Source organism: Thalassospira tepidiphila MCCC 1A03514 (assembly GCF_001662875.1).
Lineage (GTDB): Bacteria > Pseudomonadota > Alphaproteobacteria > Rhodospirillales > Thalassospiraceae > Thalassospira > Thalassospira tepidiphila.
This window is the reverse complement of record NZ_JPVZ01000001.1, coordinates 504,614-517,917: the sequence shown is the minus strand read 5'-3', so window position 1 is coordinate 517,917 and position 13,304 is coordinate 504,614. Positions and strand designations below refer to the sequence as shown.

General features: G+C 51.6%; 15 protein-coding genes. 11 read left to right on the top strand and 4 right to left on the bottom strand.

What is annotated here, in order from left to right; genetic code table 11:
• Positions 1-63 precede the first annotated feature (63 nt).
• From rplU to proB, 4 genes are all read left to right on the top strand, one after another.
• Positions 64-375: a 50S ribosomal protein L21 gene (gene rplU / locus TH4_RS02325; protein WP_008889408.1), complete on the top strand. Its 312-nt coding sequence runs from the start codon at positions 64-66 to the stop codon at positions 373-375.
• Positions 376-410: 35 nt separating this feature from the next.
• Positions 411-671, top strand: a complete 261-nt coding sequence (gene rpmA / locus TH4_RS02320) for a 50S ribosomal protein L27 (RefSeq protein WP_008889409.1) — start codon at positions 411-413, stop codon at positions 669-671.
• 167 nt (positions 672-838) lie between these two features.
• Positions 839-1,876, top strand: coding sequence for a GTPase ObgE (gene obgE, locus TH4_RS02315; RefSeq protein ID WP_063088683.1), 1,038 nt, complete (start codon positions 839-841; stop codon positions 1,874-1,876).
• The gene (proB, locus tag TH4_RS02310) at positions 1,873-2,997 is read left to right on the top strand and encodes a glutamate 5-kinase (RefSeq protein WP_064779763.1); all 1,125 of its coding nucleotides are present in this window, start codon (positions 1,873-1,875) and stop codon (positions 2,995-2,997) included. The genes obgE and proB overlap by 4 nt, the downstream gene beginning before the upstream one ends.
• 148 nt (positions 2,998-3,145) lie before the next feature.
• Here the strand turns inward: proB and TH4_RS02305 are convergent, their stop codons facing one another.
• From TH4_RS02305 to phaR, 3 genes are all read right to left on the bottom strand, one after another.
• Positions 3,146-3,541, bottom strand: a complete 396-nt coding sequence (locus TH4_RS02305) for a helix-turn-helix domain-containing protein (protein ID WP_062956477.1) — start codon at positions 3,539-3,541, stop codon at positions 3,146-3,148.
• Between the two features lie 168 nt (positions 3,542-3,709).
• Positions 3,710-4,066, bottom strand: a complete 357-nt coding sequence (locus tag TH4_RS02300; protein ID WP_008889413.1) for a hypothetical protein — start codon at positions 4,064-4,066, stop codon at positions 3,710-3,712.
• A gap of 282 nt (positions 4,067-4,348) precedes the next feature.
• Positions 4,349-4,966 (bottom strand): polyhydroxyalkanoate synthesis repressor PhaR, encoded by a 618-nt coding sequence (gene phaR, locus TH4_RS02295; RefSeq protein ID WP_008889414.1) that lies wholly within the window; start codon positions 4,964-4,966, stop codon positions 4,349-4,351.
• Between the two features lie 352 nt (positions 4,967-5,318).
• Here phaR and TH4_RS20440 point away from each other — a divergent pair, with 352 nt between their 5' ends.
• Positions 5,319-6,143: a hypothetical protein gene (locus TH4_RS20440; protein ID WP_083996943.1), complete on the top strand. Its 825-nt coding sequence runs from the start codon at positions 5,319-5,321 to the stop codon at positions 6,141-6,143.
• Positions 6,040-7,227 carry an alpha/beta fold hydrolase gene (locus tag TH4_RS02280; protein WP_081579273.1) on the top strand — a complete coding sequence of 396 codons (1,188 nt, stop codon included), beginning with the start codon at positions 6,040-6,042 and terminating at the stop codon, positions 7,225-7,227. The genes TH4_RS20440 and TH4_RS02280 overlap by 104 nt, the downstream gene beginning before the upstream one ends.
• Before the next feature lie 15 nt (positions 7,228-7,242).
• Here TH4_RS02280 and TH4_RS20590 read toward each other — a convergent pair whose 3' ends face one another.
• Entirely contained in the window at positions 7,243-7,389 is a 147-nt protein-coding gene (locus tag TH4_RS20590) for a hypothetical protein (protein ID WP_157097693.1), read from the bottom strand.
• Between the two features lie 330 nt (positions 7,390-7,719).
• On the opposite strand from TH4_RS20590, the gene TH4_RS02275 reads away from it, so the two are divergent.
• The 5 genes from TH4_RS02275 to TH4_RS02255 are packed head-to-tail and all read left to right on the top strand — an operon-like array spanning position 7,720 to position 13,274.
• Positions 7,720-8,721: an NAD-dependent 4,6-dehydratase LegB gene (locus TH4_RS02275; RefSeq protein ID WP_064779759.1), complete on the top strand. Its 1,002-nt coding sequence runs from the start codon at positions 7,720-7,722 to the stop codon at positions 8,719-8,721.
• 15 nt (positions 8,722-8,736) lie between these two features.
• Positions 8,737-9,951 carry a LegC family aminotransferase gene (locus TH4_RS02270; protein ID WP_197145886.1) on the top strand — a complete coding sequence of 405 codons (1,215 nt, stop codon included), beginning with the start codon at positions 8,737-8,739 and terminating at the stop codon, positions 9,949-9,951.
• Positions 9,941-11,134, top strand: coding sequence for a UDP-N-acetylglucosamine 2-epimerase (gene neuC, locus TH4_RS02265; protein ID WP_064779758.1), 1,194 nt, complete (start codon positions 9,941-9,943; stop codon positions 11,132-11,134). The genes TH4_RS02270 and neuC overlap by 11 nt, the downstream gene beginning before the upstream one ends.
• A complete protein-coding gene (gene neuB / locus TH4_RS02260) occupies positions 11,131-12,231 on the top strand; it encodes an N-acetylneuraminate synthase (RefSeq protein ID WP_064779757.1) in 1,101 nt (366 codons plus the stop codon). Before neuC ends, neuB begins: the two co-directional genes overlap by 4 nt.
• Positions 12,231-13,274 carry a nucleotidyltransferase family protein gene (locus TH4_RS02255; protein WP_064779756.1) on the top strand — a complete coding sequence of 348 codons (1,044 nt, stop codon included), beginning with the start codon at positions 12,231-12,233 and terminating at the stop codon, positions 13,272-13,274. The genes neuB and TH4_RS02255 overlap by 1 nt, the downstream gene beginning before the upstream one ends.
• The last annotated feature ends 30 nt before the right edge of the window (positions 13,275-13,304 follow it).

Below are 13,304 nucleotides of genomic sequence, written 5' to 3'. Positions count from 1 at the left end.
TCTGTTAGCAGCGGCACCGAGCTGCGCGTTTGTGTTTCCAGAATGTTTTTCAGGAACTTTTAGATGTACGCAATCATCAAAACTGGCGGCAAACAGTATAAAGTTGCTGCCAACGACGTTATCAAAGTCGAAAAGATCGCTGCCCAGGCCGGTGACACCGTGAAACTTGAAGAAGTTCTCATGGTTGCTGGCGACGGTGCGCCGAAGGTTGGTGCTCCGTTGGTCAAAGGTGCTTCTGTTACCGCAGAAGTTCTCGAGCAGGCCAAGGGCGACAAGGTGATCGTTTTCAAGAAAAAGCGTCGGCATAACTACCGTCGTAAAAATGGTCATCGCCAGAACCTGACTGTTCTGCGCATCAAGGACATCAAAGCCTGATTTATCAGGTTGAGATGCAGTTTTAGGAGAGTTTCATGGCTCATAAGAAAGCTGGTGGTAGTTCGCGCAACGGTCGTGACTCCGAAGGTCGCCGTCTCGGCGTTAAAAAATTCGGTGGTCAGGCAGTTGTTGCAGGCAACATTCTCGTTCGTCAGCGTGGCACCAAGTTCCATGCCGGTGACAATGTTGGCCTCGCCAAAGACCACACCCTGTTTGCGACTGTGAACGGTTCTGTCCAGTTCAAGTCGGGCTTCAAGGGTCGTACCTACGTAACCGTCGTTCCGGCCGAGGCGTAAGCCTCCCGTCGGCTGCGCGATACGTAGCAAGATTTTCGAGGGAGGAATGAGCAATCATTCCTCCCTTGTTTTATGTGATATAGAATTTCGGACCCCGTCGCTGCGCGTCCCTCGCGCACCGGGGAGCCAATATAAAGTGATAAACGGGTGCGCCCGAAGGACCGGTTATGAAGTTTCTCGATGAAGCCAAGATTTATGTGCGCAGTGGCCGCGGCGGTGCCGGTTCGGTCAGCTTCCGCCGTGAAAAATATATCGAGTATGGCGGGCCGGACGGCGGCGATGGCGGCCGCGGCGGCGACATCATCCTCGAGGCGGTCGAGAACCTCAACACCCTGATCGATTTCCGTTATCAGCAGCACTTCAAGGCCGAAGTCGGCATGCATGGCATGGGCCGGCAACGCACCGGTCGGTCGGGCAAATCCATCACGATTAAGGTCCCGGTCGGAACACAGGTTCTTGCCGAAGATCGCGAAACCCTGATTGTCGATATGATCGAACCGGGTCAGACCTATATGCTGTGCCGGGGTGGCGATGGTGGCCGTGGCAACACGCATTTCAAATCCTCCACCAACCAGGCACCGCGTCGTGCCGAAGAAGGCTGGCCGGCAGAAGAAATGTGGGTCTGGCTGCGCCTGAAGCTGATCGCGGATGCTGGCCTTGTGGGTCTGCCGAATGCCGGCAAGTCAACCTTCCTTGCCGCATCCTCGCATGCGCGCCCGAAAATTGCCGATTATCCCTTCACCACCCTGCATCCGCAGCTGGGCGTGGTGAATATTGATGATCATGAATTTGTTCTGGCCGATATTCCCGGCCTGATCGAAGGCGCATCCGAAGGCAAGGGCATCGGCACCCGTTTCCTTGGCCATATCGAGCGCTGCGAAGTTCTGGTTCACCTGATTGATTGCGCCGAAGAAGATCCGGTCGCGACCTATAAGACGGTGCGTGAAGAGCTTGAAGGCTACGCCGAAGAACTGGTCGAGAAGCCCGAAATCGTCGTCCTGTCCAAGGCCGATCAGCTCCTGCCCGAAATGGTCGAGGAGCAGCGCCAGATCCTTGAAAAGGGTATCGGCAAAAAGGTCTATATCGTGTCCGGCGTGACCCAGCAGGGGCTCAAGGAAATCCATCGCGAAATCCGCGCCTATATCGAAGGCGAACGTGAACGCCGTGCGCGGGAAGGCCGCGAAGAAGAGGGCTTCCAGCCGTGACAAGCAATGCCCTGGCGGATGCAAAGCGCCTGATCATCAAGGTGGGCTCGGCCCTGCTGGTTGATGAAAATACCGGCAAGCTGCGTCGTGCCTGGCTTGAAGCATTGGCTGATGACATCGCCCTTCTGCGCGAACGCGGGGTCGAGGTGATTGTGGTCTCCAGTGGTGCGATCGCCCTTGGCCGCCGGTTGCTTGGCCTTGATCACCGTACGATCAGTCTGGCCGACAAGCAGGCCGCCGCTGCGACTGGCCAAATCAGCCTGTCACAGGTCTGGCAAGAGGCGCTTGGTCGCAATGGCCTGACCATGGCACAGGTGCTGGTCACACTAGAGGACATGGAAGGCCGTCGTCGCTACCTCAATGCCCGCGGAACGCTCAATGCATTGCTTGGCCATGGCGCCATTCCGCTGATCAATGAAAACGATACCGTCGCGACCGAGGAAATCCGCTTTGGCGATAATGATCGTCTGGGTGCCAAGGTCGCGCACATGATTTCGGCCGATACGCTGGTTCTGCTTTCTGACATCGATGGTCTTTATACCGCCGATCCGCGCAAGAACCCGGATGCCGAACTGATCCCCGAAGTCCGCGAACTGACACCGGAGATTTTCAATATGGCCGGTGTTGCGCCGACCATGTACAGCTCCGGCGGGATGGTGACCAAACTTCAGGCCGCCGAAATCGCCATGAAGGCCGGGTGTCGCATGATCATCGCGCGTGGCACCATCTATCATCCGCTCAAAGCCCAGCTTGAAGGCGCCCCCAATACCGTCTTCCTGCCAAGCGAAAGTCCGCTTGCCGCACGCCGACATTGGATTGCAACCTCGCTCAAGGCGTCAGGGGCCATCATTGTCGATGCCGGGGCGGCCAAGGCGCTGGCGGCTGGCAAGAACCTTCTGGCGGCCGGAATAACCGGCGTCGATGGCCGGTTCAAGCATGGGGATGCTGTGCGGGTGCTGGGGCCTGATGGGGCGCAGATCGCGCGCGGCATCACATCCTATGGCGCGGAAGAAACCCGGCTTCTGATGGGCCATGCATCGGCCGACATCGAAGCCACCCTGGGCTTTACGCGCGGCAACGCCATCATTCATTCCGATGATCTGGTGCTGGTCGAGGGCTAGGCGCAAACCCTGCACAATTCCAGCAGACCGAAAGGGGACGTTCGTGTCCCTTTTTTTTGCATCTGCGAACCGGTCATAAAAAAGGCTGGCCTCCGGAATACAGAGGACAGCCTTTTTTGCGGTGGCACTATGGTCCGGATATGTGGACTTAAGCAGCCTGATCGGCAAGAGCGCGAGCCATCTGGCTCAGTGCTTCCTGATGCTTCTCGTGCTTGATGCTTGCGAAGTTACGCGCAAGTTCCAGGCACATACGCTGACGCGCATTGAGCTCGGTTTCCTGATTGCCTTCCAGGCCTTCATAGAAATAGCTTACCGGAACGCCCAGGACCTGGGAGATCTCATAAAGGCGACCAGCAGAGATGCGGTTAATGCCGCGCTCGTATTTGTGAGCCTGCTGATAGGTAACGCCAATCAGATCCGCCATTTGCTGCTGGGAAAGACCCAGCATGATGCGACGTTCGCGGATGCGCTGACCAACATAACGGTCAGTGTCTGTGGCGCGGTTTGCGCGTTTCGGTTCTTCGTTTTGAGCATTCTCAGTCATTTTATAATCCGTTATCAACCGCCAGTTATTATTCCCCACTTCGGATGCTGTCGGGTTCGTTGTTTTTCCCGATATGTCACACCCATCGCGGCACCTTTCAGGCACTGCGATTTTGATGACCTGTACCTGAACATTGGTCAGATAATCATTACAGCTTTCCGCCAGAAGCTAGCTATATAGGTCAATCGAGCTGTCTTTGTCTAGTGCAGAAGGCGAAAAAAAGACGTTCGTTTCTACGCTGTCTGGTTTGTGATGAAGCGCATAGCTGGCATGCGCAGACTGAATGACCGGCGGTTGCAAAAGGTTTTCCTGAGGCAGGATCTGACCCAGAAGCTGGGTCCAGAATGCTGCACTGCCCACAAGATCATGGGGTTGCAGCCACGCGCCACCACCCTGCGCAATTTTTTCAACAGGTGAAAATTGCGTCAGTTGCTCGATCCCGATCCCGGCAGGACCATCGGTTCCACTGCTCGCAGTTTCGGTCCTGCGGGCCGGGAGCATGGAAATCGGTGTGATCGCGGTCATGTGTTTTTCGGTTTATTGGGTCATTGTTGCCTGTGTATTTCGGGACTCCGTGGGTTTTGGTGCGTGGTCATGGCATTCACCCGGCAAAAATTGCCGCCTTTCGGCGGTGCCGGGCGTTCTGAAAGTGTTAACGAAAAATTTATGCAGGATTGGTGCCGGACGGCTTGGGCGTTCGACGGGCATTGTTTGCTGCCCGATCTCATGCGGGCATGAAAAAAGGCGAAGTGCACTATGGCAGCTTCGCCTTTTTGATCTCAGTGCCCGGGATGCGGGCCGGGGGCCTTATTTGCCGGATTTGCCACCGGCAAGATTGTTAAGCTGCGCCTGCATGGCTTCAAGCTGGCTTTTCAGCTCATCAAGCGAAGCATCGGATTTCGCAGCACCGGGTGCTGTTGGCTTTTTCGGGCCTTCGCCGGTCGGCTCACCGTTTTCATCCTGCATAAAGGGCGAGAACATCTTCATTGTCTGTTCAAACAGCGCGATGTTCTGTTTGTTCATTTCCTCGAACTGGCCAAACGGGAACATGCCCTGCATGGTGCCCTGCATATATTCGCGCATCTGTTCCTGATTATGGCCAAAGGCGCGCATTGCCTGTTCAAGGTAGCTCGGCACCAGCCCCTGAAGGCTGTCGCCATAAAAACCGATCAATTGGCGCAGGAAGCTGATCGGCAGAAGGTTCTGCCCCTTGTTTTCTTCCTCGACAATAATCTGGGTAAGGACCGGACGGGTGATGTCTTCACCCGATTTCGCGTCATAGACAACAAAGTCGGTATTGTCTTTGACCATCTGCGAAAGGTGATCAAGCGTCACATAGGAACTGGTCGCCGTGTTATAGAGGCGGCGGTTCGCATATTTCTTGATAACAATGCGGTCCTGATCATCTGATTTCTTGTTGGTCATGGCGTCTTTCCTGCTTCCCTGTTTCCCGGACGTATGTCTGGCGAACCTTCTGGTGGTGTCGTTCCACCTGCTTTGCGCCCCGGCAATTCACATTGTTGCGTTTACGATGTTGCGCAGCATTTTCGATTTTGCATTCGCTCAGAAGACTGTGAGAGTGCCGCGAATTTTCCAATGTGTCCAGTATTCAACGCGAAGTGCAGTGCGAAAAACAACTTTAGGGTCAGACCCTGGATACGGTTTGTTGCGCCACAGCACGGGAATTCGTTTTCCCGCGCCCCTCAACCTCCTATAGTGGTCACCAACAGATATGCGTCGCATCTGAACAATACTGGGAACAATAAGGGTATCGCCGATGGCCGAGGCTACGAACGACCCCGACCAATCACAAACCACAGGGTCTTCGTCATCAGACGCCGATGACGAACGGCTTGACCAACTTGCCCGGCAGTTTCTTGAACTCTGGCGCCAACAGGTCGCCGCAACGGCTGATGGCGCCCATGCCGCCAGTGCCATCGGACGTCTTTACGCATCCCTTGGTGCCGATACCACCCGCGTGGGCGAAGGCTTTGAAGCCTGGGGCAAGCTGATCGGTCAAATGGCGATGGGCCAACACCCTGCCGCCGGGCCCGGAAATTCAATCAATAACCCGATGGGCGATGCCATGGCGGCCGCCAACCCGTTGCAGGCGATGATGGATCAGATGGCAAAGGCCGCACGCGAACTGCCCGCATCGCCGTTCGCGGGCATGCCGTTTGCGCCCGATATGTCGGCGATGGCCGGTATGGCCGGGATGACGCCCAAACCAGACACTGCAAAAGCTAAACCGGATGTCACGGATGCTGCTGGTAATGCTGCTGGTGATGCGGATGGACAGACATCCGATAAAGACAGCGCGCAACCATCCGCTAACGATGAAGCCAACAATACTTCCAAAACCAAACGTGCTGCAAAAAATGCTGCAAAGGGGCAGGGGAAGAATGATCAGTCCGCCAAAACAAAAACCGCTTCCGCCAAAACGCGAAAATCAGAGGCGGGCCGGGCCAAGACCGCTTCCGATGCATCTGGCAGTCGAGATGACGAGCTGGCTCAGCTCGCGCGCCGCATTGCCGATCTTTCTGAAACAATTGCTGCCCTGGAAGCCGGAACTGAAGGATCAGGCGGAAAGTCTTCTGGCTGAGCTTGAGGCCTATCACCCTGATGACGTCGCCCAGGCGCTTGACCGGGTCGCCTTTGATCGCCATGCCGGGTTCCATGACGGGGTGCGCGCCTATCAACGCCATCCCTATCGCCGCCCACGCGATCAGGACCGCAAAGATATCCCGACCGTCTGGGAAGAGGGTTCGACGCGGGTGTATGACTATGGCGCAACTTCTGACAACAAGGCGGCGAAAACCGGCGAAGTCGTCCTGCTTGTGCCGTCGCTGGTCAATCGCGGCTATATCCTTGATCTCAATGAAAAGCGAAGCTTTGCGCGCTATCTCGCCAAATGCGGCTATCGTCCGCTTCTGGTCGAGTGGGGCTATCCCGGCATGGATGAAGCTAACTTTGGCCTGGATGATTATGTTGCCGGCCGGCTGGTCACCATCCTTCAGGATGTCGCCGATATCAATGGCGGGCCGGTGCCGGTGGTGGGCTATTGCATGGGCGGGGTTGTTGCCCTTGCGGCAACGCTTCTCGATCCGGCACAGGTGTCAAAGCTTGTTCTGCTGGCAACCCCGTGGGACTTCATGGCCGCCGGTCCGACCCAGTCACGCATTGCTGCGGCCTTTGCGCCCTCTTTGCCGCAAATGCTGGCGATCCATGACACGCTTCCGGTCGATGTGCTGCAAAGCCTGTTTGCCAGCCTCGATCCCTTCATGATGGGTGAAAAATTCCGGCGTTTTCAGGCCATGGCAATGGACTCAACCAAGGCGCAGGATTTTGTCGCCCTCGAAGACTGGCTGAATGATGGTGTTCCGCTTCCGCGCCGGGTCGCGGTCGATTGCCTGATCGGCTGGTATGTCGAAAACCGCCCGGCCAAGGGCCAGTGGCAGATTGACGGCATTGATATCAACCCGGCGGACTTGTCGTGCCCGGTGCTGGCCGTGATCCCGGAAAATGACCGCATCGTCCCACCCGAAAGCGCGCAGGCGCTTTTTGATGCCTGCCCCGAAGATCTCCGCACTGAACTTCATCCCTCTGCCGGGCATATCGGCATGATGGTCGGATCACGTGCGGAAAAATCCACCTGGAAGCCGGTGGTTGATTGGCTTGCAGGCTAACCCGAAAGCCCGCTTTTAATCGGGGCTTTCGGTTGCAAGTTGGGCGCGCTCTGGCGCCCAGCGCAGGGTCAGGCGCGCCAGAAGGGCGATGATGATCAGGGTCAGGATCACACGTCCGACAAACAACACCCGGGTGATCCGAGTTAAGTGCAAGTCGGTCAATGTAGGTTCACCGCGCAAAGGATAAATTGTCAGTTTGTATTTCTATTCTTGGGTGTGGATGCTGATTTAACTTTATGGGGGCTACATTGATATTGGTTATTCGTCATTGTTTGGCGTGTATGCAAATGCTAATCGAACAAGCTTTGACTATCAAATTTGCCTGAGTGGGCGCATTTTTTATCTAGCGAAGAAAGTGCAAATTTGTTTACACAAGTGGATGTTAAAAAAATGTATTTTTCTGTATCGCTTGCAAAGTGAATTGTTTTCTCTGCGCATGCACTAATTTGGGCAGGGAGCGAAAATTATGAAGGTAACTATAAAGGAAAAGCTGTGAACGGGAAAATCCTTGTAACTGGTGCAGATGGCTTCATTGGTTCCCATCTCGTGGAGGAGCTTGTTCGTCAAGGTCGCGAAGTTAAAGCTCTTGTCCTATACAATTCGTTTGATAGTTGGGGATGGCTGGATCAGGCGCCACAGGAAATTAAGGATGCAATCGAAGTCGTTTCTGGCGACGTTCGTGATCCGATCTGCGTAAGAAATGCGATGACAGGTTGTGGTGCCGTCATGCATTTGGCGGCCTTGATTGCAATTCCATATTCCTACGTTGCTCCACATTCCTATGTTGACGTGAACGTTGTGGGAACGCTTAACGTCGTCCAGGCGGCTCGAGACTTGGGTGTCGAGAAGATTATGCATACTTCAACCAGTGAAGTGTACGGAACAGCCCAGTTTGTCCCAATTACAGAAGAGCACCCACTGGTTGGGCAATCGCCATATTCAGCGAGCAAAATTGGCGCGGACCAAATTGCCATGTCTTATTGGCGCTCGTTCGAAGTTCCGGTGGCTATTGCCCGACCATTCAATACATACGGCCCCCGTCAATCCGCACGTGCGGTAATTCCGACAGTAATTACACAGATCGCTGGTGGCAAAAAAACAATTGAGCTTGGCGCGCTCAGTCCAACCAGGGACTTCAACTTTGTGAAAGATACCGTTCAAGGAATGATTGCTATTCTTGACGGGAAAGCATCTGTCGGCAAAGTTATCAATATCGGTAGTGGCTATGAAATTTCGGTGGGTGATATGGTTGAGCTGGTTGCCGAAATCATGAATGCAGAAGTGGAAATTATTTCCAAGAATGAACGTATTCGTCCGGAAGCGAGTGAAGTAGAGCGTCTGCTTGCGGATGCCTCAGTAGCCAAATCGTTATTGGATTGGGAGCCCAGAATTGGTGGTCGGGAAGGTTTGAAACAGGGACTTGCCGAGACAATTACGTGGTTTTCATCGCCCGAAAATCTCGCACAGTATCGCATTGGTCAATACACAATTTAACGAGGAGATGCGAGTTTGGACACGTCGTTGACAGCTGCAACGATCCAGAAACTGGTCGGTGCTCTGCGTTCAGTGCTGCCCATTGATCAAGAAGTCTTCCCTTTGCATGAGCCGGAATTTCGGGGGCGGGAATGGGAGTATGTCAAGTCTTGCCTAGACGAAGGGTGGGTTTCTTCCGTTGGTGCTTTTGTTGATCGATTTGAGAATGAGCTAGCGGACAGGTGCGGGGTTCGTCATGCGATAGCAACAGTAAATGGTACAGCTGCACTACATGCTGCTTTCATGGCAACAGGTGTTCGTCCAAATGACGAGGTTTTTGTGCCAGCATTGACATTCGTGGCTACTGCTAATGCCGTTTGCCATGCTGGAGCCGTGCCACACTTCGTCGATTGCGATAAAGATCGTCTTGGCGTAGATGTGCAAAAATTGGCAAGATATCTCGAAGAAATAGCAGTAGCGGATGGCGAGGGATCAAATGGCCCAGTATTCCGAAATCGCCAGACAGGGCGGGTGCTGCGTGCCATTGTGCCAATGCACGTATTTGGTATCCCTATGGATATTGAGGCTTTGGTTGATCTTGCTAGTAAATACAATCTGCTCATTATTGAAGATGCAGCAGAGGCGCTGGGATCTAAATATAAAGAAAGACCAGTCGGATCGTTTGGAAATGCAGCAGCGTTAAGTTTTAACGGTAATAAAATCATCACCACCGGTGGTGGTGGGGCTGTCTTAACAAATAGCGACGAGGTTGCTGAGCGCGCCCGCCATCTTTGCACCACGGCGAAGCGTCCCCATCCGTGGCTGTATGAGCATGATTGTGTTGCCTATAACTATCGGCTCCCGAACATCAATGCGGCTTTGGGGTGTGCTCAGCTGGAACAACTGGACACAAGGATAGAGCTAAAAAGGAAGTTGGCTAAGGCTTATGGAAATATCCTGAAAGATGTTTCTGATATCGATTTGTTGGTGGTTCCAGAGGACTCAGTGTCGAACCACTGGTTAAATGCGATCGTTTTGAAACCAGGGACGTCATTTGAGCAGCGAGATGGAGTTCTGGAAGCTCTTAATAAGGCAGGCCTTTGGTGCCGTCCCGTTTGGAATTTGATGCATACATTGCCAATGTTCACTGAGAACCCCCGAATGGATTTATCATGTGCTGAAGACATGGCAGCTCGTGTCATCAATACGCCCAGTAGTTCTTACTTGGCGGAGGGGAGGGATGACATATAAGCGTAAGATTTGCGTTGTCACTGGGACACGAGCTGAGTACGGAATTCTATCTAATTTAATGAGCCAGATAGCTTGCGATGACGAGTTGGCGCTTCAAACGATAGTTACCGGTTCACACCTTTCGGAAGAGTTTGGTTATACCTATCGGTATATTGAAGAAGATGGTTTTCATATTAATGCGAAGGTTGATATGTCGCTGACTGGCGACACGCCCGTAAGTATCACTAAATCGACAGGGAGGGCGGTCATAGGTTTTGCCGATGCATATGACCTGCTGAAGCCAGATATTGTTGTGCTGTTAGGTGATCGATATGAAATTCTTGCTGCTGCTCAGGCGGCAATGTTGATGAAGATACCTCTGGCGCATATTCATGGAGGCGAAACGACAGAGGGCGCCGTTGACGAGAGTATTCGACACGCAGTGACCAAAATGGCGCACCTTCACTTCACCGCTGCCGAGTCTTATCGGCAGAGGGTAATCCAAATGGGGGAAAATCCGAGAAATGTATTTGCGTTTGGTGCACCTGGATTAGATAACTTCGCGGCAATGGATTTACCTGATCGCACTTCTTTGGAGTTAAGCTTAGGTATTGAGCTAAAGGCTCCCTTATTTCTTGTGACATTTCATCCTGAAACCCTCGCAAATCAAGAGCCTAGTGCCGCAGTTCAGCCTTTGCTAGAAGCTTTAGCCGCTTTCGATGACGCAACCTGTATTATCACTAAAGCGAACGCTGATGCTGGAGGGCGAGCTATAAATGCCGAGTTGGATGCTTTTGCTAAAAAATATCCAGATAGAGTTTTGGTTACCACTTCTCTTGGTCAGGCGCGTTATTTGGGGCTGTTGAAGCTTGTCGATGTGGTAATCGGGAATTCCTCAAGTGGTATTATCGAGGCACCAGCTGCAGGTGTTCCCGCCGTCAATATTGGTGATCGCCAGAAAGGTCGCTTGCGCGCCCCATCTGTTTTAGACTGTGTAAACGTACCTCTAGATATAACGAAGACTATAAATATGTGTATGTCGAGAGATTTCCTCGAATCAGTGTTTTCTTCTGAGAATCCATATGGCCAGCCAGGACAGATTTCAAAAAAAATAAAAGAGATTCTTAAAGGTATTAACCTTGATCATATATTGGTTAAACACTTCTTCGACGTAGACGAAGATAAGGAAAATCAGCGGAAATGAATAAAGTTTATATTATAGCTGAAGCTGGAGTTAATCATAACGGATCACTGCAAATTGCTAAAGATTTGGTTGAAGAAGCAGCCAGAGCCGGGGCAGATGCGGTTAAGTTTCAAACTTTCTTTTCAGAAAATTTGGTTACGAAATCAGCTCCTAAGGCGCGTTACCAAGAACGAAATAGCAAGTCAGACAGTTCTCAGTATGACATGTTAAAAGTCCTAGAGTTAAGTCGAGATGCCCATTTTGAACTTAAAGATTATGCCGAAAACGCGGGGATAGAGTTCTTGTCTACTCCCTTCGGCTTGGAGGAACTCGACTTTCTTGTTCGTGACGTAAAGGTTCAAAAACTTAAAATGTCCTCTGGTGAGATAACAAATGGGATGTTGTTGTTAGAGGCTGCGCGTTCTCAGCTACCTATCATTTTCTCGACAGGCATGAGCACGGTAGAAGAAATCTCCGATGCATTGGGGGTTCTCGCATTCGGATATCTTTCATCTCAGGGCGAAAGTCCCAGGATGGAAGCATTTCGAGCCGCCCGTGAAAGCGAGCGCGGGATAGAAATGTTGGAGAAGAAAGTTACAATTCTACACTGCACAACCCAATATCCAACACCTTTTGATCAAGTCAATTTGCGCGCAATGGGGACGCTAGCCAAGCATTTTGGTTTACCTGTTGGGTACTCGGACCACACTGAAGGAATTATGGCATCAATTGCCGCAGCGGCCAATGGAGCAACTGTTATTGAAAAACACTTTACGTTAGACCGTGGGATGGAAGGACCAGACCACGCCGCATCCATTGAGCCTCATGATTTGCAAAAATTAGTTGCTGGGGTTCGTGATGTCGAACGTTTGATGGGACTGCCAACGAAGGTTTGCAACGATGCCGAAGGCGAAAACTTGAACGTTGTTCGTAAAAGCTTAGTGGTAAAACGTAACATAAGGTCAGGTGAAGAATTTACAGCAGCTGATGTTACTGCCAAGCGGCCCGGTGGAGGGCTTTCGCCTATGGCTATCTGGGATATTCTTGGGCGCAAGTCAAACCGTGATTATCTCGAAGATGAGATGATAGATACTTCAGTATTGGAAGACCAAATTTGATGCAGGATATATCAGAAATTGTTTTAGAGCCTGAAGATGAAGTTAAGCTGGCGATCGCGATTTTAGATCGTCACCCTGCAAGAATTGTCCTCATTGTCAGCCCTGAACACGAACTGTTAGGAACTGTTACTGATGGAGATATTAGACGCGCTATTTTGAATGGTATGCCTTTCGATGCTCCGGTCTCACGGGTGATGAACTCTAAGCCAACTACTGCCAACTTGCTTGATGACAAGGAGCACCTCTTGAGCATGATGGTGAGCAGGGTTTTGAGACACGTTCCTATTTTGGGGCCAAACGGAAAATTGGTTGGGCTTGAAACCCTTGATGGACTTTTGAACCAAGAGAAGATTCCAAATACTGCTGTAATTATGGCTGGTGGTCGAGGAAAGAGACTTCGCCCATTTACGGATTCTGTTCCCAAGCCGATGGTTCATGTCGCAGGTAAGCCCATGCTTGAAATCATACTTGATAGACTTGCTAGTGAAGGGTTTGTCAATATTGTAATATCGCTGAATTACAAAGGTGAAATGATTAAAGAGTATTTTGGTGACGGGCAATTCAAAGGATTAAATATTAGTTATGTTGAAGAGAAAATGCCTTTAGGTACTGCAGGGGCTCTTTCTTTGATAAACCAAGACATTAAGGATCCGTTTTTAGTTATGAATGGCGATGTGTTAACGCAGGTTAACACTCGGAACTTGATAGACTTCCATCACACCCATCCTTGTAAAGCGACCATGTGCGTGCGCGAACACTCTTATGAAGTGCCTTTCGGTGTGGTTAATGTCGATGGATACAAAATTTTACAAATTGAAGAAAAACCAACATCAACCTATTTGGTGAATGCGGGAATTTATCTGCTTGAGCCAGATGTTTTGAATTTTGTGAAGCCAAACCAGTATTTGGATATGCCAACTTTATTTGAAATTATCAGGGAGTCGAATTATCCGACTCACGTCTTTCCTATTCTCGAAGCTTGGAGGGATGTTGGTAGACCAGATGATTTAGAGCTCGCGAATGAAGAGTATTCGGATAAGTAAATTTAAGATCTAAGATTTTTGGAAGTCGTA

Excerpts from the sequence above, each read along its gene's own strand:
- rplU (WP_008889408.1), top strand. The coding sequence starts at position 64 with ATGTACGCAATCATCAAAACTGGCGGCAAACAGTATAAAGTTGCTGCC.
- rpmA (WP_008889409.1), top strand. The coding sequence starts at position 411 with ATGGCTCATAAGAAAGCTGGTGGTAGTTCGCGCAACGGTCGTGACTCC.
- obgE (WP_063088683.1), top strand. The coding sequence starts at position 839 with ATGAAGTTTCTCGATGAAGCCAAGATTTATGTGCGCAGTGGCCGCGGC.
- TH4_RS02305 (WP_062956477.1), bottom strand. The coding sequence starts at position 3,541 with ATGACTGAGAATGCTCAAAACGAAGAACCGAAACGCGCAAACCGCGCC.
- TH4_RS02300 (WP_008889413.1), bottom strand. The coding sequence starts at position 4,066 with ATGACCGCGATCACACCGATTTCCATGCTCCCGGCCCGCAGGACCGAA.
- phaR (WP_008889414.1), bottom strand. The coding sequence starts at position 4,966 with ATGACCAACAAGAAATCAGATGATCAGGACCGCATTGTTATCAAGAAA.
- TH4_RS20440 (WP_083996943.1), top strand. The coding sequence starts at position 5,319 with ATGGCCGAGGCTACGAACGACCCCGACCAATCACAAACCACAGGGTCT.
- TH4_RS02280 (WP_081579273.1), top strand. The coding sequence starts at position 6,040 with ATGACGAGCTGGCTCAGCTCGCGCGCCGCATTGCCGATCTTTCTGAAA.
- neuC (WP_064779758.1), top strand. The coding sequence starts at position 9,941 with ATGACATATAAGCGTAAGATTTGCGTTGTCACTGGGACACGAGCTGAG.
- neuB (WP_064779757.1), top strand. The coding sequence starts at position 11,131 with ATGAATAAAGTTTATATTATAGCTGAAGCTGGAGTTAATCATAACGGA.
- TH4_RS02255 (WP_064779756.1), top strand. The coding sequence starts at position 12,231 with ATGCAGGATATATCAGAAATTGTTTTAGAGCCTGAAGATGAAGTTAAG.